A 23,933-nucleotide genomic window follows, 5' to 3' on the forward strand; every position below is an offset into this window, starting at 1 on the left:
CGACGCGATGGCTGACCTGGCCATCGTCTTTCACTGGGGGCCTGCGGACATGGATCCGCTGCCCCTTTCCGAACTGATGGATTGGCGCGAGCGGGCCATCACACGCTGGGAGCAAACCCATGGCAAATGACCTGAAGATGGAAGTAGTTCTCCAGGCCATCGACCGCGCCACACGTCCTATTCGAGCAGTCACCCAGAGCAGCATTGGCCTTGGCCAGGCCTTGAAGCAATCGCGTGACAGCCTCAAACAACTGCAGGCTACCCAGTCCGACGTCACCAGCTTCCGCCAGGCCAAGGCTGCCAGCGTTGAACAAGCCGCCGCCCTGAAGGCCAGTCAAGACAGAGTGAACCAGCTGTCTGGTGCACTGAAAGCTCATGAGCAGACCGTCCGCCCGCTGCAAGCCAGCTATGACCAGCTGAAGGGAGAGGCAACCGCGCTCGATACCCAGCACAAAGCGCTCACCCAGCAACTGCGCCAGACCCGCGAGCAGGCCCGGGCGGCCAACCAGGTCTGGCAGGACAACCGCAAGCGCATCCGCGAACTGGGCCAGCAGATCGGCAGCACCGCTCAGCCCACGCAAAAGCTACGTGACGAATACGCCGCCCTGGTCACCCAACAGCGAGCCCAGCTTGAGCTGGTGCGCAGGCTCAGTGGCGGGCAAAAGGAGCTCCAGCAACAGCACCGAGCCAGTTCCAGTAGTGCTCGCGAGCAGAGAGAACGTCTGGCAGATCTTGCCGGGCAGCTCCGGGAAGCCCGGGCCCCGATGCAGGGGCTTAACCAGGACTTTCGCACTGCCGTGCGCGAGTCCCAGACACTCAAGGCCAAGCACAGCGCGCAAGGGCAAGTACTCCAGGGGCTACGAGACAAGCTGCGGGCTGCGGGCATCAGCACCAAAAGCCTTGGCGAGGGCGAACGACAGCTGCGTGCGGCGATCGCCAGTACCACTCAGGCGATCGGACAGCAGGAAGCCCGCCTCAAGCGCCTGGCTGCTCAGCAGCGTCAGTTGGCGGCAGCCAAGCAAGGTCTTGAGAAGTCGCAGGCGCTGGCAGGCAGCATGGCAGCAAACGGCGCAGGCGCTGCAGCAGCGGGAGCCGCCATGGGGGCGCCGGTACTCGGCACAGTGAAAAGCTACATGAGCTTCGAAGATGCCATGCTCGGTGTAGCCAAACAGGTGGCCGGCGCACGCGACGACAACGGCAATCTGACCTCCACTTACTACGAAATGGGCGACGCCATCAAAGCCATGGCGGAACGCATCCCAATGGCCACCACTGACATCGCTGCCCTTGTTGAAGGCGCCGCGCGCATGGGCGTCCAGGGCAAGGAAAACCTGCTCAGCTTTGCCGAGGTCGCGGCAAACGCCGCCACAGCCTTTGAACTACCTGCTGATGCGATCGGCGAGAACTTGGCGCGCATTGCCGACCTGTACAAGATCCCGATCAAGAATGTCAGCCAACTCGGTGATGCGATCAACTTCCTGGATGACAACGCAAAGTCCAAGGGGGCGGACATCATCGACGTGCTGCAGCGCACGGCAGGTGTCACGGCTTCGGTCGGTATGAGCTACAAGGATGCTGCAGCCCTCGGCTCGACCTTCCTCACCCTGGGTGCCACCGCCGAAACTGCAGGCACCGCGACCAATGCCATGATCCGCGAGCTCGCGATCGCCACCCAGCAACCCAAGCGTTTCCAGAGCGGACTGAAAGCCCTGGGAATGGAAGCTCGGGCCTTGCAGGACGGCATGGCTACAGACTCCACAGGAACCATCCTCAAAGTTCTAGACGCTATCAAACGCCTCCCTAAAAAGGAACAGATGGGTGTCGCCACGGAACTGTTCGGCAAAGAGTTCGGAGATGACGCCTCCAAATTGGCTCAGAACATCGGGGAGTACCGTCGCCAGCTGGAACTGGCCAGCTCGACCGAAGGTAATGGGTCGATGCAGCGTGAGGCCGATATCCGCGCTGCTGCAATGTCCGCGAAAATGGATATGGCCAAGAACCGCGCCTTCAACCTCGCTGCCACCCTGGGCGAAACGCTGCGCCCCACATTGGTTAACCTCGTGGAAAGCTTCAACAGTGTCATCGGTGGCGTGACCGGATGGGTGAAAGCTAACCCTGCACTCGCAGGGCAGATCATTCGGGTTGTCGCAGGTATGGCCGTATTGGCCGCCGGCGGTGGCGCTGTAGTCTTGGCGATGGCTTCGTTACTCGGACCATTCGCCATGGTGCGTTACGCCATTACCCTATTCGGCATCAAGAGCCTCGGCGCTGTGACAGCCGTCAAAGGCCTCGGCACAGCCTTGCTCTGGGTAGGCAAGGCCGTGCTGTTCATCGGCCGCGCGCTATTGATGAACCCCATCGGCCTGGCTGTCATGGCGATCGCCACCGCTGCCTACCTGATCTACAAGTACTGGGAGCCGATCAAGGTCTTCTTCCAGGACCTATGGACTGAAATCAGAGCCGGCTTCAGCGGGGGCCTGAGCGGCATTCTGGGCCTGATCGCCAATTTCAGCCCACAAGGTATGTTCTACCGTGCCTTTGCTGCAGTAATGAATTACTTCAGTGTCGAACTGCCCACCCAATTCACCGGCTTCGGCAGCATGCTCATCGATGGCCTGGTCAGCGGCATCACCAGCAAACTCGGTGCCGTCAAAGAGGCCATCACCGGCGCCGGCGAATCCACGATTGGCTGGTTCAAGGAAAAACTCGGCATCCACTCCCCTTCCCGGGTGTTCGCCGAACTGGGTGGCTTCACCATGGCCGGTCTTGAGCAGGGGTTGGCAGGCAGCCAAAGCGGGCCTCTAAACACGGTCACGAACCTGAGCAAGCAACTTACCGATGCTGGTGCGTTCACTATCGGCGCCAGTGCTCAGGACATGACTACTGATACTCGTCCGCCACTGCCTGCGGCTCCGGCTGCCGGCTTTGATCATGGGGCGCGGGGAGGCCAAAGCGAATCTTTTGGCGCGGTCAGGAGCCTGAGTAAGCAACTCACCGATGCCGGCGCGTTCGCTTTCGGCGCCAGTGCCCAAGGCATGACCATGGACAACCGTCCACCGCTGTCTGCGGCGCCGGGAGCTGGCAGAAGTTCTGGGGCAGGCGGCCAAGCGGCGCCCATCGTAATTAACGTCCACCCGACCACGGGCATGGATGAGCAGGCACTGGCGCGCCTAGTTGCAGCCGAAGTGGCCAAAATTCAACGCACCAGCCAAGCGCGCAGCCGTAGCGCGCTATCCGATGGGGAGTAACCCGCCATGATGATGGCTCTCGGGATGTTCGTGTTCAGCCTGGAAACCCTCGCCTACCAGGAGTTTCAACGCCAGACAGACTGGCGCCACGGCAGCACGTCGCGCATTGGTACCAACCCGGCACGCCAGTATCTGGGCCGTGGTGATGACAGCATCACCTTGCCGGGCGTACTGCTGCCCGCGTTGGCCGGCAGTCCGCTCAGCCTCGACACGCTGCGCATGATGGCCGACACGGGCAAAGCATGGCCTTTGGTCGAGGGCACCGGGAAGATTTACGGCCTTTGGGTGATTGAGTCTCTCACTGATAACCGCACCGTGTTCTTCCCGGATGGCGCCGCCCGCCGGATCGAGTTCACCCTAAAGCTGACCCGCATTGACGACGGACGCGTAGACCAACTGGGCATCCTGACTGGCGCCGTTGGCGGTCTGCTGCGAGGTGCGCTGTGAGCCTACTGGAGCAAGCGGAGAACCTGCTCCAGGACGCCGCCAGCGAATACCGCAAAGCAACCGCCTATCCTCAACCGAGATGCCGCGTGGTGGTCAATGGCCAGGACATTACCAGTGCGATTGAAAAGCGCCTGATCAGCATCGAGTTGACCGACAACCGTGGCATGGAGGCGGACCAACTCGACATCAACCTCAGTGATCACGACGGCCTGCTGGCCATCCCGCCACGCGGCGCTGCGGTCCGGCTGTGGCTGGGCTGGAGCGATACCGGCCTGGTCGACAAGGGCAGCTTCACGGTTGACGAAACCGAGCACAGCGGCGCCCCGGACACTCTCAGCATTCGCGCCCGCAGCGCGGATCTGCGGGGAGGACTCAAGACCAAACGCGAACGCAGCTGGAGCAGCACCGCCCTGGGCACCGTAATCGGAGCCATTGCCGCCGCCCACGGCCTGGCGCCGGTGATCAGCCCATTGCTCGCCGCCATCGAGCTGGTGCACCTGGACCAAGCCAACGAAAGCGACGCCAACTTACTGACCCGCTTGGGCCAGGAGCACGACGCGATATCAGCCGTGAAGGCTGGCCGGTTGCTGTTCATGCCGGCCGGCAACAGCACCACCGCCAGTGGCAAGGCCTTACCGCATGTAATACTGACGCGGGCAGATGGCGACCAACATCGGTTTCTGCAGGCTGACCGCGACAGCTACACCGGCGTCAAGGCGTACTACTACGAGGTCAACAGCGCAGAGAAGAAGGAAGCTATCGCCGGTGCCGGTGACAACCTCAAAGAGCTGCGGCACAGCTACACCGATCAGGCCAGCGCATTGCAGGCCGCCCGGGCCGAGTGGAAACGTATACAGCGCGGCACTGCGACGCTGAGTTACAACCTGGCCAAAGGCCGACCAGAGCTCACCCCCGATCAGACCTACAGCCTCTTTGGGGTCAAGGCAGAAATCGACGCCATCATTTGGTTGGGTGGAAATCTACGTCACAGCTTTACATCTGACAGCTTCACCACCAGCCTAGATCTTGAGTCCAAACTACCGGAACAAGATGGCATTGCGGACTTGGTCCAAAGCCGTGAGAAACACACCGGAATATCCGCCTGGTATCGCGATGAAAAGACAGGACAGCAAAACACAGTCGCTGTGGGAGATCAGACCAATGCTCGGCGGCTCACCCACCTGTACGCCAGTAAAGGCAGTGCTCAGCGTGCAGTGGATAGGGAATGGAAAAATTACAGATCAATGAGTCCAAATAAAGAGACCACTACCCTAAAAAATTTTCACGAGCATGCGGAATATCAAGAAAATAGAGCATCAAAAATTGGACGCGTATGAACAACATAAAAAACAAGTGAAATCAAGGCAACCAATACCGTCAAAACCGCGATGGAAACAATCGCACCGGTTTGAAAAACCAGGCGCGAACATATGCCATCAAACACACCAACATAAGCCTCCGGCGTTGTCTCAAAACGCTTTTCAAATGCCTTTCTTTGACGTTTCACATCGGCCTCGATTGTGGTCAGCGTAAGGTACTGATTCACCAAAAGACCTCCCAAAAGCAAACAAAAAACCACAGCACCAAAAAAGATAACTGTGTTTATAGCAAATTGCGCATCCAGAGCATTAGTTCTCTTTATTTGACTCAAAGCAATAAAAGTAGCAATTGGAATGCCAAGCAGCTGTGTTTGAATTTCAGAAATAACCTTGTGCAACCTTGAAGTAGTCTCCAACTTAAAGGTATGAACTTCCTCCTTTGCCTTCTCGTACGTAAAGTCCGTCGAAAACAAATTATATCCAACTTGAGCCTTACTATACAGCTCATCGATATTTTTTACTAAATACGAGAACCTTTCAGATGGTGACAAAGACGCAGTAAGCTCAATTACAGTTTCAGCAAGAAGAGATCTTTTTTGCTCCTCATGGAGTTTACCACTCATCAACACATGAAGCTTTTCCAGAGCAGCATTGTCAAATACAGAAACATCTTGATGCCCATACTTAACAGGAACCTCAAATCTACCGTCCTTGTAGAAAATCAAAGCCTCCGCTTTTTCATCTAAATAATAAGCACTTTCCTCCAGCAAGCCTATAAACCGCAAAACCGACCTATAGCTCACTACCTCAAGAGGGACAACATCATCTTTAGAATAAAACGAACAGTCTTTAAGAAAAAAATGATTTTTTTCCTTTAATGCAACACCTGCCCTTGATAGGTAGTCAGAAAAGGAGTTCGCCAAAATCCCAAGCCCAAGCCTAGGAGAGTCAACCCTCATCTCAATAGTTCCACCCTCAACTATTTCATGGCAATTACCAGCAAAATGGAAGCCTGAATCAGGAAGAGCATCATCATCATCAAGAATCAACCCTAAACTTTCTTTTATCTCCAGGCTCACATACACCGTATAGGTAGAGCCACGCACTGGCTGCATGACTCTGTATATAGGTAATAGCTGTGTAAAATTAAGCCTCATCTTCTTCGTCGTCTCGATGCTCTTTCATCATCCGCTCAAGCAGTTCAGCAGGCAACTGCGAGATCGTCAAGGAGCCAGTATCTTTATCGAACTGGATCTCTTTATTCTCCAAAGCCAGTCTATCAAAATCCAACCTCCAATGCTTTGACTTACCACTAAATTTAACTAATCTATTTAGTGAGCGCTTATCCGGCACAAAGCCATCAGAAATATTAGCATCCGACTCCAATATAGCGGTTGTTAGCTCTTCTGGGTTATCAGGCCACAGTTCATTTGCAAATGTCTCTAGCTCGAACGGACGATCAATATCCGCATACCCCTTGCAGATACTATACGCCTTGCGAAGAAACTCACTTTTAACCTCGTCGACCATCTCTTTGTTTTCGGCAAACAACTCTAAAACCTGCGTAAGACTTCTCGTTTCAGCCGCAGCGGCAACAGAGTTATTACACCCTAGAAATGCCTTGAAAAATCCCGAGACCTTATCTTGCCCCTTCCCCTTGAGAAAACTGAGATAAGTTTCAGCTTTCTCTTGCCACTTCGTGAGGTTAATACGACCAGCCAAGCGAAAGCCTTTAATATCCAAATGCACCGAGTCTACGACTTCTTTATCTTTTAACGCAGTACCAAGCTCATCATTAAGAATCGCCACGATGAAGTAATCATCATTGTCACTTGCTGTATTCCTAGTGAAGTGAGCAAAAAAGACATGTCCCCCGGGAGAGGCAGTTCGCTGGGCCTCCCTTATCAAGGTTCCAGACATATTCAAAGATGCCTGCACCAAGTCAAGAGCTTCGGACGTGTAATAGTCCCTGAGAAACCCGCTCACGGGATAATTCACTTCATCTTCTTCAAATCGACCATATTCCTTACCAGCTTTGGTCGCATAAAGATGTGCAAGCTGATCGATTAGACGCTGAACTGTAACACCGACCTCTAGCGTCTCGTCCCTAGGATCCAACTCAAACTTTCCATCCTTCTTAATAACAGTATGAACAATGACCTTGTGGATTGTATTTTCAAGGATAAGCTTTTCAACTTCAACCTTAACCTCATTGACCATATTCATACAGCTACCTTTTATATATGTTAAGCACATCAATAGAAAAACAGACAAGCCTATTCGTTAGTCTTACCGCATCACCCAGACGTGTACAAATGTCATCTTCCATAGTGGCGCGGACTGCCATAAAAACTTAAATAACTTGTAGACCGTCCTAATAAGCTGCTGAACTGATCGTTTCAGAAAAAATGAGGAATCACTCAAAAGAGGTAACTGCGCGGTAGTCAGAAAAAACTTCAACATGAACCACATCCATATGTTTTTATGAAGATGCCCCGCAACACAGCTCTACAGCCCTATGCTTCCTGGAGCACATCGAGCCTTTGGCATCCTGTCTGACCGATCTGTTCTTGATGGGTACAGATTATGCCGGCCGTTTGATATCAGCAAGGGCCTCAGTCAAATCCTTAAGACGCTGCTCGACATCCATCAAACGTTTCTTTTCTTCAGCAGCGCTCTGTATCTCCCGCTTTCCTGCCTCGCCCAACGATCGGAACAACGCCAAGATGGCCTCCTCCTGTGGATCGTTAGGAGATCCTCCCACCTGAGGCTCGGACTCCCCTCGGAACATCCCACCTTCGCCAGTCAATAGCCAATCAATGGAAATTCCCAAATGGGAACCTAAAGCAATAAGTGCTTCAGGCCTTGGCTCACGCAATCCACCAACCCAATTTTGCAACGAGCTATAGGATAAACCGCACGACTTAGCGGCCTCCTTGAGCGAAAGCCCTCGTGCCTCGATTGCTTGTCGAATCCTCTCACCAATTCCCATTTGGGACCTTTGCCTCTTGACAAGTATTCAATTGAGAACCTAACCTTGCTCCCATATGAGAACATCTTAACCAACTAGGAACACTCCAACCATGAGCAAAACCATGGAGAAGCGCCAGATACTGGCTCGATTGGTTGAAAAGGGGAGCAATTTCCGCCAATTCGCTATCAGCCATGGTTATGAGCCACGCACCGTCACGCAGGTAGTGCATCGCTGGGCAGGCCATGACTCGCTTCCCCGAGGACGCCTTTCGTTTTGCATTTTGCAGGAACTATCGAGAGAAATTGGACGAGAAGTCATACCGGGGATCCTCGCAAACGAGTCGCATCAATCATCTTCGGAACAAAAGCAAAAGTAGCGGCACTGTAGCCGGGGAGAAACCAGAAGATGAAGCGTCCAGTTCTAGAAACCCTACGCCAGGTGGTCAGTGCAGTGGTCTGCGCCTTTCCGGGTGGCCGTGAATGCGCTGCCGCCCGCCTCGGTTACGAGCTCAAGCGGTTCGACAATCATGTATACGAGAACGCCGGTAGCCGCCCACTGAGCTACGACCAGATCCATTTGCTTGAGTGCGATGCCGGCACAACGTTTCTTCCGGAGTTCATTGCCAGCCTCTACGGCGGTATGTACGTGCCGTTGGTTGCACCTGAAACCCTGGACAACGTCGAGCTGTACACCCGCACGGTGAACACCGCCGCCAAACGTGGCGTTGTCGACCAGATCATCGAAAAAGCCCTTGCCGATGGCGTCATTGAAGAAGACGAAGCCAAGGCCATTCTGCAGGCCCACAGCCGCTACCAGGCTGCTCGCCACGCCGAGGTGATCGCCACTATCCAACTGCACAGCGAAGGGGGTGAAAAGTGAGCACCTACAAGCTCGTTTGCCCTCATTGCAGCCAGCGCATGCGTATCCGCACCAGTGAAGGCACGCACATCTTCCTTCGGGTGGCCTACCTGCAATGCACCAACGAGGCCTGCGGCTGGTCGGTGCGCGCCCAGTTCGAAATGACCCACGAAATGAGCCCCAGCGGCATGGCCAATCCGGCTGTGCGGTTGCCAGTCGCCCCTGTGGTGATGCGTCGTCAAGCGATGAAGTCCGCCGACGATCATCCTGATTTGCTGGACCAACTGGACATGGAGGTAGCCACCGCATGAACGCTGTAGCCCTGACCTTGAATCCTGAAACCAACTACCGCGCTGCGATGCAGCAGGCGGCTGTGGCCTTCCTGTTCCGCCAAGAGGGCCTGCATCTCGCCGGTGACCATCAGGTGCTGGAGAACTGCACTCAATACCTGTGCCAGACACTTGAGGTTCCTGATCACCTGGTGCAACGCATCGCCGAGCTGGCAGTCGCCGAGTTCGAAAGCAAGACCACTGGACGCTTGCGGCTCCTAGGTGTCTGCCCCACCAGCGGGATCTTTCGGGCACGGCTGATCCTGCTGGATACCACCACCCAACAGCGTTACCAGGTGCCGGCGCGTTATCTACCTCGGCGCCTGCAGCAACACCGCAACACTTCGAAGTAACTCCGAACCAACCCCTTCCCGATGCCCCGTTCCGCGTGGGTAAGGGGAAACTGCATTCCATTGGTGGCCGAAATGAGCAACATCACCATTCAACTGAAGCTCGATGAGAAGCAGGCGAAGCAATACCTGCAGTGGCTCAACAGCCAATACGACACCACCATGGCCGAGGTCTGGTACTCCGACCGCTACCGGCATGTACCCAGCGGCCAGCGCGGGTCCAAGGTACTGCTGGACCTGCCCCACCTTGCCGGCATCTGCCGTACCCGCAGCGAGCTGAAGAAACAGCTCGACGCCTGTGCAACGGAGCGTGCCAAGTGAACATCAAACCAATGGAGCAGCAGCTGCGCAGTGAAGTTCTGCAGCGCCTGCAGGACCAGTACGGGCTGAAGCCCAGGGCCGGTACGCAGTACCTGCGCCAAGGCACCTGCCCAAGCTGCGGCAAGAAAGAACTGTACTCAAGGCAGGACGAGCCCTGGTTCATCAAGTGCGGCCGCGAGAGCAAGTGTGGTGAGCAGTGGCACGTCAAAGAATTGTTCGACGACCTGTTCGACGATTACAGCAAGCGCTACCCGACCACCCAGGAGGCACCCCGCGCCTCTGCTGACGCCTATCTAAAGTTTGCTCGGGGCTTCGACCTGGGGTTGGTCAAGGGTTGGTACACCCAGGAGAACTACTGGGACCGTGAACTGAACATCGGCAGCGCGACAATTCGGTTTGCCCTGGAGAAAGGCGGGTTCTGGGAGCGCCTGATTGACCAGCCGCACCGGTTCGGCAAGAAGAAAGCCCGATTCGCTCCCGGCCAATCCCCGAAAGGCTACTGGTGGTGCCCGCCATCCATTGACCTGCTGGAAGTCCAGGAGCTGTGGATCGTCGAGGGTATCTTCGACGCCATCGCGTTGCTGCATAACGGCCTTGATGCGGTTGCGGCGATGAGCTCCGGGGCATTCCCTTTTGAATCGCTCAAAGCACTGGCCAAGCAACGCACCGACCAGGGGAAAAAACTGCCCACTCTGGTGTGGGGTCTGGACAACGAGCCCGGCGCCCATCGTTTCACCCGCAAGCATACGGCCATGGCGCGCGAACTCGGCTACAGCTGCGAAGCTGCGCAGATTCCGCAGCGTAGCCGCAAGGTTGACTGGAACGATCTGCATCAACGTTGGGCGTTCGTCGACGACTCCGTCAAGCGACTGGACCAGGTCGAGCGCGATATCCGCGAAGCGCGCTATCACGGCAGTCTGCTGTTGGCAGAGTCCGCAGCGGAGAAAGGCGTGCTGATGTACGACTGGCGTGAGCGCTTTGAATTTCACTTCTCATTCGAGAACCGTCTCTACTGGTTCAAGATGGACACGGAGAAACTGACAAAGACTACCCAACAGCTGAAAGACTCCGACAGCCATGAAAATGCGCTGCTGAACGATCGCCAGCTCCGCGACAAGGCCATGCGCCAGTGCGGGATGGTGATTGAAATCGCCAACTGCAACCCGCAGGCGCTGTACTTCCAGCGCAATGAAGTGACGGATGAGTCCTGGTACTACTTCCGCGTCGACTTCCCCCATGACGAGCCCAGCGTCCTGAACACCTTCACCGGTGGCCAGGTAGCAGCGGCCAGCGAGTTCAAGAAGCGTCTGCTCGGCATGGCGGCGGGAGCGGTGTTCACCGGCACCGGCTCCCAACTCGATCGCATCATGCAAAACCAGCTGTTCGGCCTGAAAACCGTGAAGACCATCGATTACGTCGGCTACAGCAAAGAACACGGTTGCTACGTGTTCGGTGACCTAGCCGTGCGCGGGGGCATTCTGGAAAAGGCCAACGCGGAGGATTACTTCGAGTTCAAGGGCCTACGCCTGAAGACACTACAGAAGTCCATCAAGATGGAGATCAACCAGGACGTCTCGGGGTACCGGGACGAATGGTTTAAATGGCTGTGGACATGCTTCAACACCCAAGGCGTTATCGCCCTCGCCTTCTGGTTCGGCTCGCTGTTCGCCGAGCAGATCCGTGCCGAGTTCCAGTCATTCCCATTCCTGGAGGTGACCGGCGAGGCCGGCGCCGGTAAGTCCACGTTGTTGATGTTCCTGTGGAAGCTCCTGGGTCGTCCGGACGAAGAAGGTGACGACCCGGTGAAGATGACCAAGGCAGGCTTGCGCCGCTGGCTGAGCCAGACCTCTAACATGCCCAATGTGATGCTTGAGGCTGACCGTAGCGACACCGAGACAGGGGCAGCGAAGTCCTTCGACTTCGACCAGTTCAAGCCGCTCTACAACGGTCGGGGCCTGGGCCTGACCGGCGTGAAGAATGGCGGTAACGACACCAACGCACCGCCTTTCCGTGCAAGCCTGGTATTCAGTCAGAACGCCACGGTCGCGGCATCCGAGGCGATCCTCACTCGCATCGTCAAACTTCACTTTGTTCGACCTGAAGTCACAAGCGACAGTCGAGCCGCAGCCGACAACCTGAACCACCTGCAGGCCAGCGAAGTCAGCCACTTCCTGCTGATGGCTGCTAAGGCCGAGCAGAAAATCATGGAGACCTTCCGTGCCCAGTTGAAGGTGCACGAACAGGCTCTACGCGAAATGCGGGAGATCCGTATTGAACGGATCATCAAAAACCATGCACAGCTGATGGCTCTGGTCGACGCGCTGCGAGTCGTCGTACCGATGTCCGACCGCCAGCACGCCGGTGTGCTGCGCGAGCTGACCTGCATGGCCATCGCCCGCCAACACGATGTGAACGCTGATCCGAAGGAAGTGGCCGAGTTCTGGGAGGTGTACGAATACCTGGAATCGCTCAGTGATGACGCCGTGGTCAACCACAGCAAGAAAGACGACCTGATCGCCATCAACCTCAACGACTTCTGCGAGCGCGCCGCTGAGCACAAGCAAAAGCTGGCCGACGCCGCCACCTTGCGCACGCTGCTGCGCAACAGCCGGTCGCGGCCATTCATCGACGCCAATCGCGCGGTCGACAGCGCCGTGCGTGCTGCCTTTAACAACCGGAACAACGCTGCGAACCAGCGCAGCACCACAGTGAAGTGCTGGACCTTCAAAGCCAGCTAACCCACCAGGGCGCGGCAACGCCCAGGTATCGACCCCAAGGAGAAGCACCATGCGCAACGATGACAACGACGAGCTATTTCACCACAGCCGACGCGAAGCGTTAGCCACGCTGGTGGCCAGCGGTTTGACCCTGGCTCTGCTGGTGGCAGTCGGCTACGCCGTCCCTGATCTGCTGACGACACTGGTTCATTAATCAACTCGCCTAGGCGCGGCAACGCCTGGGCACTCAAGGAGCGGCGCCATGAGCACTCAATCATTGGCCAACCTGGAACTGATGTTCGCCTTCGAGAAATGGGCAAAGCCCCGCGGCTATGACCTGGCCACCCACCCCAACGGTGGCAGTTTCATAAATCTGGAAACTCGCAATGCATGGCTGGGCTTCGAAGGGGCGCACGGTCCAGCTGGCTGTCGTCCCATCGGTCAGCAGCTCTACGCCCAACTCAAGAAAACCAGCGAGTACGCCCATCAGACGGGCGAGGTGTTTTCAGTTCGCGTCGCGAAGGCGCCGTTTGATGACTACGTCATTCATGGAGGGCCCGGCGGTTTGTACCGCCAACGCGATGTGGATTTGTTCGTGATCGAGGACGGTAAGCAGTACTGCCTCAGCTGACACCGGCCAAAGCCGGAAAAGAAGGCGCCAGGGAGCGGCAACTCCCCAGCGCCTGACCAACCCCAAGGAGAAGCACCATGCAAGTACAAACCCCCAAGGCCAGCGCGGCACAGGCTATCACATCCCCAAGTACCCGCCCTCGCCTGGCGTCCAATCAACTGGACTTGCCAAACCTGTGCGACATCTGCGGAAAGTATCGCGCAACCCGCACGCACGCCGCCTGTAGTCGGCTACGTCAGCAACGCAAATCAGCTGAATGGGCGACCTATATGGATAACATCGCCGCCAAGAAGGCGATCGGAGGTCGGCGTTATGCCCGTTGAGCCCGTCACTATCAATGTTCGCCAGAGCACCGGCACCTATATTGCCAAGGCCAAAGGCTGCAAGCTGAGTGCTAGCTGCACCGCTGGCCCAGCCCAAGCGGCTGAGGCTTTGGCTCACAAACTCGGACTTGCGCCAGATCTCCTTAAGGAAGCACAGAGCCGGGAACTGAGCTACGGCTGCTCGCGCTTCGAACATCCTGGTTGCTCGGGCACCGACGCCCCACCGCAGGGGCAGACGTAGCAAGAATCTCACCCCACATCTTCTAGGCCTCGCAATGGGCCACTCTCTTCCAACGGCCCATACACTGGGCCGTTCTTCTGTTCCGAGTGACAAAGCAAATGGCAGATGGAGTCGAAGTACGCGGCAAGCATATCCGCGTGTATTTCCGTTACCAGGGCGAGCTATGCAGGGAGACGATTCCTGGCGATGCGTCGCCAGCGAGCCTGGCCAACGCCGAGCGCCTGGTCGGCATCATTAACTACGAAATCCAGGCCGGCACTTTCAGCTATGCCCGCCACTTTCCCAATTCGGCCAGAGTGAAAACAAACACCCTGGGGCACTACATCGACCACTGGCTCGACATTAAACGCAACCAGATGGCCGCCAGTGGCTTCGCCATGTACCGCAGTCGGGCTGAAAAACACATCCGTCCGCGCTGGGGTGACCTTCAGGCCGACCAGATCGATCACCTGGATGTCCAGGGCTGGGTGCAAAACACACTGATGCCCAAACTGCACAATAAGACTGTGCGCGAGATCGTCAGCCATCTGCGGCAGATTTTTCGGCTGTACCGCACGCGCAACCGGAGTGCCCACGACCCAACTGACGGCATCACTATCACCCTGCCCGATGCAGATGATCCCGATCCATTCACCCGCGAGGAGATCGACGCCATCCTTCGCACCGAGACCAGCCGGCAGCAGGAAATCAACCTGACGGAGTTCATGATCTGGAGCGGCCCGCGCGTCAGCGAAGCCATGGCCCTGGCCTGGGAGGATGTCGACCTTGAGGCAGGCACTGCGCTGTTCCGGCGCGCGCGCGTCAGCAGCCAGTACAAGGTGACCAAAACGCGCCGATCGACACGCCAGGTGAAGCTGTTGGCTCCCGCTCTACGAGCCTTGAGAGCCCAAGCACGCCACACCCAGCACCTGCCCTCTGAGGAGATCGAGGTCACCGACCGCGATAATCGAACAAAAAAGGTGCAGCACGTGCGTTTCGTGTTTCACAACACTATTACCGGCGAGCCGTATCAGACGTCGGACGCACTGCGCCATGGGTGGTGGATCTCTCACCTGAAGAACGCCGGCGTGCGTCAGCGGGGCCCGAACACCTGCCGCCATACATTCGCCAGCCAGATGTTGAGCAGCGGAATAGCCACGCCAGAGTGGATTGCGGACCAAATGGGCCACACTTCCACAGCGATGATCTTCAAGCATTACGCAAAGTGGATCAGCAAGGACGGCCCGGATGTAGTGGGCCTGCTGAATCAGGCGCTCAGGTTGAACTGAGGGCAACAAAAAAGGGGCCGCAAGGCCCCTTCTTTATGTCTGTTATTCCCAAAGTGTTCCCAAATCGCTCCCTTTTGGAGTCCTCGACCTGAAAAAATCCTTTAAAAACAAGACTTTATATGGCGGAAGCGTAGAGATTCGAACTCTAGGATAGTTGCCCATCGACGGTTTTCAAGACCGTTGCCTTAAACCACTCGGCCACGCTTCCTCGTATTGCGGGCGCCATAATACCGAAATGAAACAAGCTGTCAAACTCTCTAGGTGGCTGGTCTGCGCGCCTCTGTTATGATCTTTGCATCTGAACGTTTCAAACCCACAGGAGTGTCGCCATGCGCGAACAGGATTACGCCGTCAACCACGGCCTGCAGGTCGAACAGCAAGAGGTCAGCCGCGTCCTGCGCAACACTTATGGCCTGCTGGCCATCACCCTCGCTTTCAGTGGTGTCATGGCCTATGTGGCCCAACAGATGCGCGTCGGCTACCCGAACATTTTCGTGGTGCTGATCGGCTTCTACGGCCTGTTCTTCCTCACCAACAAGCTGCGTGATTCGGTATGGGGCCTGGTGTCCACCTTCGCGCTGACCGGTTTCATGGGCTTCCTGCTCGGCCCTATCCTCAACCGCTACCTGGGCATGGCCGGCGGCGCTGAAGTGGTCAGCTCGGCATTCGCCATGACCGCACTGGTGTTCGGTGGTCTGTCGGCCTACGTGCTGATCACCCGCAAGGACATGAGCTTCCTGGGCGGCTTCATCACCGCAGGCTTCTTCGTGCTGCTGGGCGCTGTGCTGGCAAGCTTCTTCTTCCAGATCAGCGGCCTGCAACTGGCGATCAGCGCAGGTTTCGTGCTGTTCTCGTCGGTGTGCATCCTGTTCCAGACCAGCGCCATCATCCACGGTGGTGAGCGTAACTACATCATGGCGACCATCAGCCTGTATGTATCGATCTACAACCTGTTCGTCAGCCTGCTGCAACTGTTCGGGCTGATGGGTCGGGACGACTGATCTGAGCTTGGTTGGTTGAGTGTTGAAAAAGCCCGCTTCGGCGGGCTTTTTTGTGGGTGGCGTTTGAGGGGCGCTGGCTTCGCGCTCGTTCGCTGGCAAGGCCGACCCCTACGCCCCGCGGGCTGTAGCGCCAGATAATGCTGGCAAACTGGACTACCCCAATCCCCGCGCGCGCCGTAGAATGCGCTCCTTTTTTCTGCCCGGGGCAGCAACACCCATGAGCTCACTCGAACAAGCGCCCGAACAGGCCAATGAACTGGTTCTAGGCCTGGAAGACCGGCCCCGGCCGCTGATCGCCCTGCTCGCTGCCCTGCAGCACCTGCTGGCGATCATCGTGCCTATCGTTACCCCCGGCCTGCTGATCTGCCAGGCACTCGGCGTATCGGCCCGCGATACCAACCTGATCGTGTCGATGTCGCTGGTGATCTCCGGGATCGCCACCTTCGTGCAATGCCGACGCTTCGGGCCCTTCGGCGCCGGGCTGTTGATCGTGCAAGGCACCAGCTTCAACTTCGTTGGCCCGCTGATCGCCGGCGGCGCGCTGATGGTCAAGCAAGGTACGCCCGTAGAAGGCGTGATGGCGGCGATCTTTGGTGTGGTGATTGCCGGCTCGTTCGTTGAGATGGGCATTTCGCGCATCCTGCCGTTCGTGAAGCGCCTGATCACCCCCCTGGTCACCGGCATAGTAGTGCTGATGATCGGCCTCACGCTGATCAAGGTGGGCCTGATCAGCATGGGCGGCGGTTTCGGCGCCATGGCCAACGGTACCTTCGCCAACGGCGAAAACCTGCTGCTGTCCGGCGTGGTGCTGGCCATCATCGTGGTACTCAACCGCATCCCGGTGGTGTGGATGCGCAGTTGCGCGATCGTGATCGCGCTGGCCGTCGGCTACGCACTGGCCGGCTACCTGGGCCGCCTGGACTTTACCGGCATGCATGAAGCCGCCGTGTTCCAGGTGCCGGTGCCATTGCACTTCGGCCTGAGTTTCTCCTGGGCGCTGTTCATTCCGATGCTGGTGATCTACCTGGTGACTTCGCTGGAAGCCATCGGCGACGTTACCGCCACCAGCAAGGTGTCGCGCCAGCCGGTCGAAGGCCCGCTGTGGATGCAACGCATCAAGGGCGGCGTGCTGGTCAACGGCGCCAACTCGCTGCTGGCCGGTGTATTCAACACCTTCCCCAGCTCGGTGTTCGCGCAGAACAACGGCGTGATCCAGCTGACCGGTATTGCCAGCCGCCATATCGGTATCTGGATTGCCGCAATGCTGGTGATTCTGGGGCTGTTCCCAAGCGTGGCCGGGGTGATCCAGGCGGTGCCGGAGCCGGTGCTGGGTGGCGCTGCGATGGTGATGTTCGGTGCCGTAGCGGCCTCGGGTATCAATATTCTGGCCAGCATCAGCCTGGACCGTCGCGCCCTGCTGATCATCGCGGTGTCCCTGGCGTTGGGCCTGGGCGTGGCGCAGGTGCCGGAATTCCTGGCGCACATGCCATCGGCACTGCGCAATGTGCTGGAGTCTGGCGTGGCAACCGGCGGCATCTGTGCGCTGGTGCTGAACTGGTTCCTGCCCGAGTCCAAAGCTCAGAACTGAGGCCGCTTGCCAAGCTGCCCCAACCTGGCCCGCGCCCACAAGGCGCGGGCTTTTTGCTTTATCATGGGCGCAGTTTTGCTGACAGAGCCTGCCATGAAGTTCGCCCTCGCGGTATTTTCCCCCGGCCATGCGCCCTCCTCGCGCCGTGCACTGCTGTTCGCCCAGGCTGCCCTGGCCAGCGGGCACGAGATCGTGCGGCTGTTTTTCTATCAGGATGGCGTGCACAGCGCCTCGGCCAACGTGGTCGCGCCGCAGGATGAGCTGGACGTGCCGGCGCAATGGCGTGCCTTCGTCACCGAGCACCAGCTCGATGCAGTGGTGTGCATTGCCGCCGCCCTGCGCCGTGGCGTGTTGAACGCCGAAGAAGCCCAGCGTTATCAACGCCCCGCGGTGAACCTGCCCGCGCCGTGGGAGCTGTCGGGCCTGGGTCAGTTGCACGAAGCTGCACAAACCGCCGACCGCCTGGTCTGCTTTGGAGGCGATTGAATGGCCAAGTCATTGCTGATCATCAGCCGCCAGGCCCCCTGGGCCGGCCCGTCGGCCCGCGAGGCACTGGATATCGCCCTGGCCGGCGGCGCCTTCGACTTGCCGCTGGGCATGCTGTTTCTGGATGATGGCGTGTTTCAGCTGGCACCTGCGCAGCAACCGGCACAGCTGCAACAGAAGAACCTGGCGGCCAATCTCCAGGCGCTACCGATGTTCGGCGTGGAGGCCCTGTTCGCCGACGCCCGCAGCCTGCTCGAGCGCGGCCTGGACGCTGAACACCTGACACTGGACGTCGAGGTACTCGACGACGCTGCACTGGCAGCCCTGATCGACCGTTTTGACCAGTTGGTAACCCTCTGATGAGCACCCTGCACGTCATTTCCCATTCGCCCTTCGGCGATAACCGCCTGAGCAGTTGCCTGCGCCTGCTGGGCAGCAACGATGGCCTGCTGCTGTGCGGCGACGCGGTGTATGCGCTGCAGCCCGGCAGCGAGCCGCTGAAGGCGCTGCAACAAGCCAACCTGGGCGCAAGGCTGTTTGCGCTGGAAGAAGACCTGCAAGCCCGCGGTATCTCCAGCGACGCGGCCCGGGCCATCGACTACCCGGCATTCGTGCAGCTGTCGCTGGACCACGACAAGGTCAACAGCTGGCTATGAGCACCCTGAGCCTCGACAACCGCGACATTGCCCTGGACAAGGACGGCTTCCTGGTCGACCTGAAGGACTGGTCAAAGCCCGTGGCACAAGCCCTGGCCGAGCGCGAAGGCCTGGAACTGACTCCCGAACACTGGGAGGTACTGGAGCTGCTGCGCCAGTTCTACCAGGAGTTCGAGCTGTCGCCGGCCACGCGCCCGCTGATCAAGTACACCGCCTTGAAGCTGGGCCCGGACAAAGGCAACAGCCTGCACCTGAACCGCCTGTTCAACGGCACCCCCGCCAAACTTGCCGCGAAGCTCGCGGGCCTGCCAAAGCCGACCAACTGCATATGACTGCCCCTACCCCGCTCACCCTCGAAACGCCCGCCGAACACCCCTTCGCCCAGTTCGTGCGCATTTTGGGCAAAGGCAAACGCGGCGCCCGCGGCCTGACCCGGGAAGAAGCCCGCGAGGCCATGGGCATGCTGCTGGACGGCAAGGTCGAGCAGACGCAGCTGGGCGCCTTCCTGATGCTGCTGCGTCACAAGGAGGAGAGCCCCGAGGAGCTGGCCGGCTTCACCGAAGCCGTGCGCCAGCGTGTACAGGCACCGCCCATCGCGGTCGACCTGGACTGGCCGAGCTATGCGGGCAAGAAGCGCCACCTGCCGTGGTTTCTGCTGGCGGCCAAGTGCCTTGCGAAAAACGGCGTGCGCATCCTGCTACACGGCGGCGGCGCTCACACCGCCGGGCGCCTGTATACCGAGCAGGTGCTGGAACAGGTGCAGATCCCGCTGTGCCGCGACTGGGCCAGCGTCGCCAGTGCCCTGGACGAGCACTGCATCGCGTTCATCCCCCTGCAGGACTGGGCGCCGCGCCTGCAGCACATGATCGACCTGCGCAACACCCTGGGGCTGCGCTCGCCCATTCACTCCCTGGCACGGGTGCTCAACCCGCTGGGGGCGCGGTGCGGCCTGCAGAGCATCTTCCACCCCGGCTACCAGGCCGTACACCGCGAAGCCAGTCGGCTGCTGGGCGATACGGCGATTGTGGTCAAGGGTGACGGCGGTGAGATCGAGATCAATCCGGATGCCACCAGCCACCTGTACGGCACTGCCCATGGCCAAGACTGGGATGAAGAATGGCCGCAGCTGTCGGCCCAGCGCCATGTGAAGCCGGCCAGCCTCGACCTGCAGCACCTGCTGGCAGTATGGCGCGGCGAGGCCCGCAACAGCTACGGTGAACTGGCTCTTGTATCGAGCATGGCGCTGGCGCTACGCGGCTTGGGGCAAACCCGAGAGGACGCCTTCACGCAGGCGCAGCACTGGTGGGATCAACGCCTGAGCTAGGCGACTGATCGGGGTTTTCGATCAAACAGGCCGATGCTTTGCGCCATTGGTTCGAACTTGAACCCGTACACTGGGCTCCAAGTTGAACGAATCGCCAAGGAGACCACCATGGGCCTGTTGATCGATGGCCGCTGGCATGACCAGTGGTATGAAAGCAGCAAAGACGGCACCTTCCAGCGCGAGAACGCGCAGCGGCGCAATCAGCTGCCCGCAGCCGACGCCGGGCGCTATCACCTGTATGTGTCGCTGGCCTGCCCCTGGGCGCACCGCACGCTGATCTTTCGCACGCTCAAGGGCCTGGACAAGCTGATCGACGTGTCGGTGGTCAGCTGGCTGATGGGCGAGAACGGCTGGACCTTCGACACAGCCCTGGGTTCGACAGGCGACAAGCTCGACCAGCTTGAATTCCTGCATCAGCGCTACACCCGCGACGACCCGCATTACACCGGCCGGGTCACGGTGCCGGTGCTGTGGGACAAGCAGGAACAACGCATCGTCAACAACGAGTCGGCCGAGATCATCCGTATCTTCAACACCGCCTTCGACGGGCTGACCAGCAATCGCCTGGACCTTTACCCCGAGCCGCTGCGCGCGAGCATCGATGCACTGAACGAGCGGATCTACCCTGCCGTGAACAACGGCGTGTACCGCGCAGGCTTTGCGACTACGCAAAAAGCCTACGAGCAGGCGTTTGACGAGCTGTTTGCCGAGCTGGATGCACTGGAAAAGCTACTGAACGACCAGCGCTACCTGGCCGGCGAATACCTGACCGAAGCTGACTGGCGGCTGTTCACCACGCTGATTCGGTTCGATGCGGTGTATCACGGGCACTTCAAGTGCAACCTGCGGCGCATCGCCGATTATCCGAACCTGTCGAACTGGCTGAGGGAGCTGTACCAGTGGCCGGGAGTGGCCGAGACGGTGAACATGGAGCATATCCAGCATCACTATTACATGAGCCACAAAACCATCAACCCGAACGGGATCGTGCCCAAGGGGCCATTGCAGGACTTTGCGGCGCGACATGATCGGGAGCGGCTGGTGGGCCGGGGGATTTGGGACAAGACCAGTTTTTGATCAGGGGTTGAAGGGGCCCTTCGCCAGCAAGGCTGGCCCCTGCAGTGGGTCGCGTGTACCTGCAGGAGCCAGCCTTGCTGGCGAAGCTGTTGTTACTGAGCCCCTTCGAACCACGCCAGCTTCTCGCGAAGCTGCACCACCTCGCCCACGATCACCAGCGTCGGCGCATGCACTTCATGCTCCGCCACCAGTTGCGGCAGGTCGGCCAGGGTGCCGGTAAACACCCGCTGGTTGGTGGTAGTGCCCTGCTGCACCAGCGCCGCCGGCGTACTAGCCGCACGACCGTGACGAATCAGCTCGGCACAGATGGTCGGCAAGCCCACCAGCCCCATGTAGAACACCAGGGTCTGCGCAGGCGCCACCAGGTCATTCCACGGCAGGTTGCTAGTACCGTCCTTGAGGTGGCCGGTCACGAAGCGCACCGACTGGGCATAATCGCGATGGGTCAGCGGGATGCCGGCATACGCCGAGCAGCCGCTGGCCGCAGTGATGCCCGGCACCACCTGGAAGGGTATGCCATGCTCGGCCAGCTCTTCGATCTCCTCGCCACCCCGGCCGAAGATGAACGGATCGCCGCCCTTGAGGCGCAGCACGCGCTTGCCTTGCTTGGCCAGGGTCACCAGCAGCTGGTTGATCTGGTCCTGCGGCACACTGTGATCGGCACGGCGCTTGCCCACGTAGATGCGCTCGGCGTCGCGCCGGCACAACTCGATGATGGCGGGCGCCACCAGGCGGTCGTACAGCACCACATCGGCCTGCTGCATCAGGCGCAGCGCACGGAAGGTCAGCAAGTCCGGATCACCCGGCCCCGCCCCCACCAGGTACACCTCGCCCGAGGTCTGCGGCAGCGCGCCATCCACCTTGGCCTGCAGCAGGCGTTCGGCTTCGGCGCCCTGCCCGGCCAGCTGGCGCTCGGCAATCGGGCCCTGGAACACGTCTTCCCAGAACCCACGACGCTGGTTCACGTCGGGGTACAGCTCCTTGACCCGATGGCGAAAGCGCGCGGCCAGGCCGGCCAGTTCGCCATAGGCGGCAGGAATCCAGGTTTCCAGCTTGGCGCGGATCAGGCGTGCCAGCACCGGCGCATCGCCGCCGCTGGACACCGCCACCACCAGTGGCGAACGGTCGACGATCGCCGGGAAGATTACCGTGCACAAGGCCGGCGCATCCACCACGTTGACCGGCACACAGCGCTGGCGCGCATCGGCCGATACCTGTGCGTTGAGCGCCTGGTCGTCGGTGGCGGCGATGATCAGCTGGCAACCGTCGAGGTCGCTTTCGTGATAGCCGCGGGCCAGGGTCTGGCCGCCACTGGAGCGTGCCAGTTCGGCCAGTTGCCCCTCGATTTCAGGGGCAACCACCCGCAGCACGGCACCTGCATCGGCCAGCAGGCGAGACTTGCGCAGGGCAATCTCGCCTCCACCCACGACCAGCACCTGGCTGCCCCGCAGGTTGTGGAACAGCGGCAGGAACTCCATTTAACCGATGATCTCCAGGCCACCCATGTAAGGCTTGAGCACGTCCGGTACACGGATGCTGCCATCAGCCTGCTGGTAGTTCTCCAGCACTGCCACCAGGGTACGGCCTACAGCCAGGCCCGAGCCGTTGAGGGTGTGCACCAGCTCCGGCTTGCCGGTTTCCGGGTTGCGCCAGCGGGCCTGCATGCGGCGCGCCTGGAAGTCGCCGCAGTTGGAGCACGAGGAAATTTCGCGGTACTTGTCCTGGCTCGGCACCCACACTTCCAGGTCGTAGGTCTTCACGGCACTGAAGCCCATGTCGCCGGTGCACAGCGACAGTACGCGGTAAGGCAGCTCCAGCAGTTGCAGCACGCGCTCGGCGTTGGCAGTCAGGCCTTCGAGGGCTTCCATCGACTTGCCCGGCTCGACCACCTGGACCATCTCGACCTTGTCGAACTGGTGCTGGCGGATCATGCCGCGGGTATCGCGACCCGACGCACCGGCTTCGCTACGAAAGCACGGGGTATGGGCGACGAACTTGATCGGCAGTTGCTTGGCATCGACGATTTCGCCGGCCACGATGTTGGTCAGCGACACTTCGGCCGTCGGGATCAGGTAGAAGTCAGCCTCGCCTTCGCGGCTGATCTTGAACAGGTCTTCCTCGAACTTGGGCAGCTGGCCGGTACCTTGCAGCGCCGGGGCCTGTACCAGGTACGGGGTGTAGGCTTCCTCGTAGCCATGCTCGGCGGTGTGCAGGTTGATCATGAACTGCGCCAGGGCACGGTGCAGACGGGCGATCGGGCCGCGCAGCAGGGCAAACCGCGCGCCCGACAGCTTGGCTGCGGTCTCGAAGTCGAGGTAGCCGTTGCGCTCGCCCAGGGCGACGTGGTCCTGGATCGCAAAATCGAAGCTGCGCGGGGTGCCCCAGCGGCGCACTTCGACGTTGTCGTCTTCATCGGCGCCCACCGGTACGCTGGCGTCCGGCAGGTTGGGGATGGTCAGCAGGATAGCGTCCAGCTCTTCGCGGATACCTTCCAGCTCCACCTTGCCGGCAGCCAGTTCGTTGGCCATGCGCTCGACGTCGGCCATCAGCGGGGCAATGTCCTCACCCTTGGCCTTGGCCTGGCCGATGGATTTGGAACGGGCGTTACGCTCGGCCTGCAGCTGTTCGGTGCGGGTCTGCACAGACTTGCGGCGCTCTTCAAGTGCTTCGATGCGCGCGACATCCAGGCTGAAGCCACGGGAAGCCAGGCGATCCGCCACTTCCTGAAGTTGGCCGCGTAACAGTTGGGAATCGAGCATATCGTTTTCTCGCTGG

The 23,933-nt window shown here is 59.3% G+C and carries 27 protein-coding genes and 1 tRNA gene; 22 read left to right on the top strand and 6 right to left on the bottom strand.

Translation table 11 applies throughout. The features are described from left to right. Window positions 1-7: 7 nt before the first annotated feature. From FW760_RS22315 to FW760_RS22330, 4 genes are read left to right on the top strand one after another with little or no spacing between them, the layout of a single operon-like run. Window positions 8-130 carry a GpE family phage tail protein gene (locus FW760_RS22315; protein ID WP_133210031.1) on the top strand — a complete coding sequence of 41 codons (123 nt, stop codon included), beginning with the start codon at window positions 8-10 and terminating at the stop codon, window positions 128-130. Then, window positions 120-3,248, top strand: a complete 3,129-nt coding sequence (locus FW760_RS22320) for a phage tail tape measure protein (protein ID WP_446443990.1) — start codon at window positions 120-122, stop codon at window positions 3,246-3,248. Before FW760_RS22315 ends, FW760_RS22320 begins: the two co-directional genes overlap by 11 nt. A gap of 6 nt (window positions 3,249-3,254) precedes the next feature. Then, window positions 3,255-3,695: a phage tail protein gene (locus FW760_RS22325; protein WP_446443991.1), complete on the top strand. Its 441-nt coding sequence runs from the start codon at window positions 3,255-3,257 to the stop codon at window positions 3,693-3,695. Then, window positions 3,692-5,032, top strand: coding sequence for a phage late control D family protein (locus FW760_RS22330; protein WP_446443992.1), 1,341 nt, complete (start codon window positions 3,692-3,694; stop codon window positions 5,030-5,032). Before FW760_RS22325 ends, FW760_RS22330 begins: the two co-directional genes overlap by 4 nt. Here the strand turns inward: FW760_RS22330 and FW760_RS22335 are convergent. The 3 genes from FW760_RS22335 to FW760_RS22345 all read right to left on the bottom strand — a co-directional run bounded on the left by FW760_RS22335 (window position 4,996) and on the right by FW760_RS22345 (window position 8,006). Further along, window positions 4,996-6,129 (bottom strand): hypothetical protein, encoded by a 1,134-nt coding sequence (locus FW760_RS22335; protein ID WP_446443993.1) that lies wholly within the window; start codon window positions 6,127-6,129, stop codon window positions 4,996-4,998. The two genes, FW760_RS22330 and FW760_RS22335, sit on opposite strands and share 37 nt — an antisense overlap. A 31-nt stretch (window positions 6,130-6,160) precedes the next feature. Then, the gene (locus FW760_RS22340) at window positions 6,161-7,240 is read right to left on the bottom strand and encodes a nucleoid-associated protein (RefSeq protein WP_446443994.1); all 1,080 of its coding nucleotides are present in this window, start codon (window positions 7,238-7,240) and stop codon (window positions 6,161-6,163) included. A gap of 358 nt (window positions 7,241-7,598) precedes the next feature. Next, window positions 7,599-8,006: a helix-turn-helix domain-containing protein gene (locus FW760_RS22345; protein ID WP_446443995.1), complete on the bottom strand. Its 408-nt coding sequence runs from the start codon at window positions 8,004-8,006 to the stop codon at window positions 7,599-7,601. A gap of 103 nt (window positions 8,007-8,109) precedes the next feature. Here FW760_RS22345 and FW760_RS22350 point away from each other — a divergent pair, with 103 nt between their 5' ends. The 10 genes from FW760_RS22350 (at window position 8,110) to FW760_RS22395 (ending at window position 15,026) form a co-directional block, all read left to right on the top strand. Next, complete coding sequence (locus FW760_RS22350; protein WP_446444011.1) at window positions 8,110-8,364, top strand: hypothetical protein; 255 nt, start codon at window positions 8,110-8,112, stop codon at window positions 8,362-8,364. A gap of 29 nt (window positions 8,365-8,393) precedes the next feature. Beyond that, window positions 8,394-8,867, top strand: a complete 474-nt coding sequence (locus FW760_RS22355; protein WP_446443996.1) for a YmfL family putative regulatory protein — start codon at window positions 8,394-8,396, stop codon at window positions 8,865-8,867. Then, a complete protein-coding gene (locus tag FW760_RS22360; RefSeq protein WP_157193347.1) occupies window positions 8,864-9,157 on the top strand; it encodes an ogr/Delta-like zinc finger family protein in 294 nt (97 codons plus the stop codon). Before FW760_RS22355 ends, FW760_RS22360 begins: the two co-directional genes overlap by 4 nt. Further along, complete coding sequence (locus tag FW760_RS22365; RefSeq protein WP_446443997.1) at window positions 9,154-9,528, top strand: hypothetical protein; 375 nt, start codon at window positions 9,154-9,156, stop codon at window positions 9,526-9,528. The genes FW760_RS22360 and FW760_RS22365 overlap by 4 nt, the downstream gene beginning before the upstream one ends. A 72-nt stretch (window positions 9,529-9,600) precedes the next feature. Next, the gene (locus FW760_RS22370; protein ID WP_446443998.1) at window positions 9,601-9,846 is read left to right on the top strand and encodes a hypothetical protein; all 246 of its coding nucleotides are present in this window, start codon (window positions 9,601-9,603) and stop codon (window positions 9,844-9,846) included. 11 nt (window positions 9,847-9,857) lie between these two features. Then, window positions 9,858-12,584, top strand: coding sequence for a toprim domain-containing protein (locus FW760_RS22375; protein ID WP_446444012.1), 2,727 nt, complete (start codon window positions 9,858-9,860; stop codon window positions 12,582-12,584). A 49-nt stretch (window positions 12,585-12,633) separates the two neighbouring features. Continuing rightward, window positions 12,634-12,777: a hypothetical protein gene (locus FW760_RS22380; RefSeq protein ID WP_446443999.1), complete on the top strand. Its 144-nt coding sequence runs from the start codon at window positions 12,634-12,636 to the stop codon at window positions 12,775-12,777. Window positions 12,778-12,825: 48 nt separating this feature from the next. Next, the gene (locus tag FW760_RS22385; protein ID WP_446444000.1) at window positions 12,826-13,194 is read left to right on the top strand and encodes a hypothetical protein; all 369 of its coding nucleotides are present in this window, start codon (window positions 12,826-12,828) and stop codon (window positions 13,192-13,194) included. A gap of 77 nt (window positions 13,195-13,271) precedes the next feature. Continuing rightward, window positions 13,272-13,517, top strand: coding sequence for a hypothetical protein (locus FW760_RS22390; RefSeq protein WP_446444001.1), 246 nt, complete (start codon window positions 13,272-13,274; stop codon window positions 13,515-13,517). A gap of 339 nt (window positions 13,518-13,856) precedes the next feature. Next, entirely contained in the window at window positions 13,857-15,026 is a 1,170-nt protein-coding gene (locus FW760_RS22395; RefSeq protein ID WP_446444002.1) for an Arm DNA-binding domain-containing protein, read from the top strand. A gap of 120 nt (window positions 15,027-15,146) precedes the next feature. Here the strand turns inward: FW760_RS22395 and FW760_RS22400 are convergent. Next, window positions 15,147-15,234: transfer RNA gene (locus FW760_RS22400), tRNA-Ser, on the bottom strand. Window positions 15,235-15,355: 121 nt separating this feature from the next. On the opposite strand from FW760_RS22400, the gene FW760_RS22405 reads away from it, so the two are divergent. From FW760_RS22405 to FW760_RS22440, 8 genes are all read left to right on the top strand, one after another. Beyond that, window positions 15,356-16,027, top strand: coding sequence for a Bax inhibitor-1/YccA family protein (locus tag FW760_RS22405; protein ID WP_043860836.1), 672 nt, complete (start codon window positions 15,356-15,358; stop codon window positions 16,025-16,027). 217 nt (window positions 16,028-16,244) lie between these two features. Continuing rightward, on the top strand, window positions 16,245-17,615 hold the full coding sequence (locus FW760_RS22410; protein ID WP_043860837.1) for a nucleobase:cation symporter-2 family protein: 1,371 nt from the start codon (window positions 16,245-16,247) through the stop codon (window positions 17,613-17,615). Window positions 17,616-17,708: 93 nt separating this feature from the next. Further along, window positions 17,709-18,101, top strand: coding sequence for a sulfurtransferase complex subunit TusD (gene tusD, locus FW760_RS22415; RefSeq protein ID WP_043860838.1), 393 nt, complete (start codon window positions 17,709-17,711; stop codon window positions 18,099-18,101). Continuing rightward, window positions 18,102-18,461: a sulfurtransferase complex subunit TusC gene (gene tusC / locus FW760_RS22420; RefSeq protein WP_446444003.1), complete on the top strand. Its 360-nt coding sequence runs from the start codon at window positions 18,102-18,104 to the stop codon at window positions 18,459-18,461. It abuts the gene before it with no gap. Next, a complete protein-coding gene (gene tusB, locus FW760_RS22425; RefSeq protein WP_043860840.1) occupies window positions 18,461-18,757 on the top strand; it encodes a sulfurtransferase complex subunit TusB in 297 nt (98 codons plus the stop codon). The genes tusC and tusB overlap by 1 nt, the downstream gene beginning before the upstream one ends. After that, window positions 18,754-19,089: a TusE/DsrC/DsvC family sulfur relay protein gene (locus FW760_RS22430; RefSeq protein WP_043860841.1), complete on the top strand. Its 336-nt coding sequence runs from the start codon at window positions 18,754-18,756 to the stop codon at window positions 19,087-19,089. Before tusB ends, FW760_RS22430 begins: the two co-directional genes overlap by 4 nt. Then, window positions 19,086-20,081, top strand: coding sequence for a glycosyl transferase family protein (locus FW760_RS22435; protein WP_078480769.1), 996 nt, complete (start codon window positions 19,086-19,088; stop codon window positions 20,079-20,081). The genes FW760_RS22430 and FW760_RS22435 overlap by 4 nt, the downstream gene beginning before the upstream one ends. Before the next feature lie 108 nt (window positions 20,082-20,189). Continuing rightward, window positions 20,190-21,158, top strand: a complete 969-nt coding sequence (locus FW760_RS22440) for a glutathione S-transferase family protein (protein WP_043860843.1) — start codon at window positions 20,190-20,192, stop codon at window positions 21,156-21,158. A gap of 92 nt (window positions 21,159-21,250) precedes the next feature. Here the strand turns inward: FW760_RS22440 and cysG are convergent, their stop codons facing one another. Further along, complete coding sequence (cysG, locus tag FW760_RS22445) at window positions 21,251-22,636, bottom strand: siroheme synthase CysG (protein WP_043860844.1); 1,386 nt, start codon at window positions 22,634-22,636, stop codon at window positions 21,251-21,253. Beyond that, the gene (gene serS, locus FW760_RS22450; protein ID WP_043860845.1) at window positions 22,637-23,917 is read right to left on the bottom strand and encodes a serine--tRNA ligase; all 1,281 of its coding nucleotides are present in this window, start codon (window positions 23,915-23,917) and stop codon (window positions 22,637-22,639) included. Between the last annotated feature and the right edge of the window lie 16 nt (window positions 23,918-23,933).

The sequence above is a fragment of the Pseudomonas sp. 1176_21 genome (assembly GCF_052850635.1).